The sequence below is a fragment of the Nocardia farcinica genome (assembly GCF_029867845.1).
In the GTDB taxonomy this organism is placed as follows: Bacteria; Actinomycetota; Actinomycetes; order Mycobacteriales; family Mycobacteriaceae; genus Nocardia; species Nocardia farcinica_A.
Genome location: NZ_JARWRU010001321.1, coordinates 1 through 3,420 on the forward strand (window position 1 = coordinate 1; position 3,420 = coordinate 3,420).

The 3,420-nt window shown below is 70.6% G+C and carries 2 protein-coding genes and 3 pseudogenes; all 5 read left to right on the forward strand.

Going from position 1 to position 3,420, the window contains the following annotated elements; translation table 11 throughout:
• Positions 1 to 135 precede the first annotated feature (135 nt).
• A pseudogene (locus QH283_RS29545) lies at positions 136 to 555 on the forward strand (copper transporter); the annotation flags it as partial.
• Between the two features lie 75 nt (positions 556 to 630).
• Entirely contained in the window at positions 631 to 2,379 is a 1,749-nt protein-coding gene (locus tag QH283_RS29550; protein WP_280506196.1) for a CTP synthase, read from the forward strand.
• Positions 2,380 to 3,072: an NUDIX hydrolase gene (locus QH283_RS29555; protein ID WP_280506197.1), complete on the forward strand. Its 693-nt coding sequence runs from the start codon at positions 2,380 to 2,382 to the stop codon at positions 3,070 to 3,072. It abuts the gene before it with no gap.
• A gap of 13 nt (positions 3,073 to 3,085) precedes the next feature.
• A pseudogene (locus tag QH283_RS29560) lies at positions 3,086 to 3,220 on the forward strand (site-specific integrase); the annotation flags it as partial.
• A 63-nt stretch (positions 3,221 to 3,283) separates the two neighbouring features.
• Positions 3,284 to 3,420: pseudogene (locus QH283_RS29565) on the forward strand (IS200/IS605 family transposase); the annotation flags it as partial.

The window sequence follows — 3,420 nt, forward strand, 5'->3', positions numbered from 1 at the left end:
TGAATCAGGTAGCTTAGTTTAAGTTGGGTTTTGGGTTTTATCAGGTCAGGTTCTGCGAATGGTTCGTGACGCGGGGTCGCCATTACTGCCGCCTGCTGCCCGGCCCCCACAGGCGGGGTGAAGACTTGACGGGCCCGCACCTCACCCCAGGAACTGGCCCTCGTGCTGGAGACCCTGCGCGGCGGCGGCTTCCTCGCCTACGGCGACACCCCCGCGCCCGCGCAGCTGGCGGTGCTGGTGACCGGCGACGGCGCGGCGGCAGGGGAGAACGCAAGGGGAGCGAACGCGGCCCGGTTCGCCGGGGCGTTGCGCGGCCGGGGTGCGGGCGTCGTGGTGGCCGGGCGCGCCGGGGCCGCCGAAGGGCAGGGCCCGCTGGCGGTGGTGCGCGGGGACTCGGCTCTCACGGCCGTGCTGACCACCGTGGACAACCTGGACAGGGAGATCGGCCGGGTGACCGCCGTGCTCGGCCTGAGCGAGCAGCTCGGCGGCGGCGCCGGGCGATACGGAACCGGCGCCCGAGCGACCTCGCTCACCCTCGTCGCGCTGCCGGGCTGATCAGTGCGGGCGATCGGTCAGCAAACGGGCGTGGCGGGTGAGCGGCCCCGTTCCGGCGTGTTACGGTAAAGACCCGTGGGTCATACACGGATTCAGGCGCGAACCGCTCCGAAACATATCTTCGTCAGCGGTGGTGTCGCCTCCTCATTGGGTAAGGGCCTGACCGCCTCCAGCCTCGGTCAGCTGCTGACTTCGCGCGGATTGCGCGTCACGATGCAGAAACTCGACCCGTACTTGAACGTCGATCCGGGCACCATGAATCCGTTCCAGCACGGAGAGGTGTTCGTGACCGAGGACGGCGCCGAGACCGACCTCGACGTCGGCCACTACGAGCGGTTCCTCGACCGCGACCTCTCCCGCGACGCCAACGTGACCACCGGGCAAATCTATTCCTCGGTGATCGCCAAGGAGCGTCGCGGCGAGTACCTGGGCGACACCGTCCAGGTGATCCCGCACATCACCGACGAGATCAAGAACCGCATCCTGGCCATGCGCGGCCCCGACCTGCAGGGCCAGACCCCGGATGTGATCATCACCGAGATCGGCGGCACCGTCGGCGACATCGAGTCGCAGCCGTTCCTCGAGGCCGCCCGCCAGATCCGGCACGACGTCGGCCGCGACAACGTCTTCTTCCTGCACGTCTCGCTGGTGCCCTACCTGGCGCCCTCCGGCGAGCTCAAGACCAAGCCCACCCAGCACTCGGTGGCGGCGCTGCGCAGCATCGGCATCCAGCCCGACGCGCTGATCCTGCGCTGCGACCGCGAGGTGTCCGAGGGGCTGAAGTCCAAGATCGCCCTGATGTGCGACGTCGAGGTGGACGCCTGCATCTCCACCCCCGACGCGCCGTCGATCTACGACATCCCCAAGGTGCTGCACCGCGAGGGCCTGGACGCCTATGTGGTGCGCAGGCTCGGCCTGCCCTTCCGCGACGTGGACTGGACCGTGTGGGGCGACCTGCTCGACCGCGTGCACGCTCCGCGCGAGGAGGTCGAGGTGGCGCTGGTCGGCAAGTACGTCGACCTGCCCGACGCCTACCTGTCGGTCACCGAGGCGCTGCGCGCGGGCGGCTTCGCCTCCCGGGCCAAGGTGAACATCCGGTGGGTCGCCTCCGACGAGTGCGAGACCGACGCGGGCGCGGCCGCCGCGCTGCGCGATGTGGACGCGGTGCTCATCCCCGGCGGCTTCGGCATCCGCGGCATCGAGGGCAAGGTGGGCGCGATCCGGTTCGCCCGCACCCGCGGCATCCCGCTGCTCGGCCTGTGCCTCGGCCTGCAGTGCGTGGTGATCGAGGCGGCTCGTTCGGTCGGGCTGGCCGAGGCCAACTCCACCGAGTTCGAGCCCGACACCACGCAACCGGTCATCTCCACCATGGACGACCAGAAGCAGGCCGTGGCCGGTGAGGCCGATCTCGGCGGCACCATGCGCCTCGGCGCCTATCCGGCGGTGCTGGCCAAGAACTCGGTGGTGGCCCGTCTCTACGGCAGCGAGCAGGTCTCCGAGCGGCACCGGCACCGCTTCGAGGTCAACAACGCCTACCGCGACCGCATCGCCAAGAGCGGCCTGAAGTTCAGCGGCACCTCGCCCGACGGCCTGCTGGTGGAGTTCGTCGAGCTGCCCGCCGACAAGCACCCGTTCTTCGTGGCCACCCAGGCCCATCCCGAGCTCAAGAGCCGCCCGACCCGCCCGCATCCGCTCTTCGCGGGGCTGATCGCGGCCGCCCTGAAATATAAGCTGGCCGAACGGCTCCCGGTGGACCTGCCGGAGGAGCCGGTCAGCAGCGAAACAGCCGAGCCGGTCAAGGCGGGCACCGAACAAGGGGCATGAATGAGCGAGCGCGACGGCGACGCCGGGCACACACCGGGTAGCCACGACTTCCGCACCGTGGCATCCAGGACCCTGTACGCCGGCGCCATCGTCGCGCTGCGGCTCGACCAGGTCGCCATGCCGGGCGGACGCGTGGTGGAACGCGAGGTGGTCGAGCACCACGCGGCCGTCGCGGTCGCCGCGCTCGACGACGAGGACAACATCGTCCTGATCGACCAGTACCGCCACCCGCTGGGGCGGCGGCTGCTCGAGCTGCCCGCCGGCCTGCTCGACATCCCCGGCGAGGACCCGCTGACCGCCGCGAAGCGGGAACTGGCCGAGGAGACCGGGCTGGCGGCCCGCGAGTGGTCGGTGCTGGTGGACGTGGCGCTCTCGCCCGGTTTCACCGACGAGGCGTTGCGGGTGTACCTGGCGCGCGGGTTGTCGGAGACCGAGCGGCCAGAGCCCGAGCACGAGGAAGCCGATCTGGCGGTGGTCCGCATGCCGCTGGAGGAGGCGGTGCGGGCCGCGCTGTCCGGGCGGATCGTGAACGCCACCGCGGTGGCGGGTGTGCTCGCGGTGACGGCGGCCAGGGCGGCGGGCACCCCGCTGCGGCCGGGCGACGCGCCGTGGCCGGACCAGCCGACGACCTTCCTCGACCGCAAGGCTGGTGCGACGACCGACAGATCTGTATCGGAGACGGACGCGGACTGACAGGATCGACGCCATGCTCGCTCGCGAGATCGACATCTATCTGGACCATCTCGCGGTCGAGCGCGGCGCGGCCCGCAACACCCTCGGCGCCTACCGCCGCGATCTCGGCCGCTATCGCGAGTTCCTCGACGGCCGCGGCATCGCCTCGCTGGAGCAGGTGGGGGAGGCCGATGTGGCCGCCTTCACCGTCGAACTGCGGGCGGGCGGGGCCGACCACGTGCACCTGCTCGTCTCATGCGACCCGCAGTTCGGAATCCACCGCCTGGTCAAACAGATCAAGGGCCGCTCCCCCGCGTCCTGCGCGCCGAGTTCCCCGCCCTCAAGTCCCGCTTACCCACCCTGTGGACC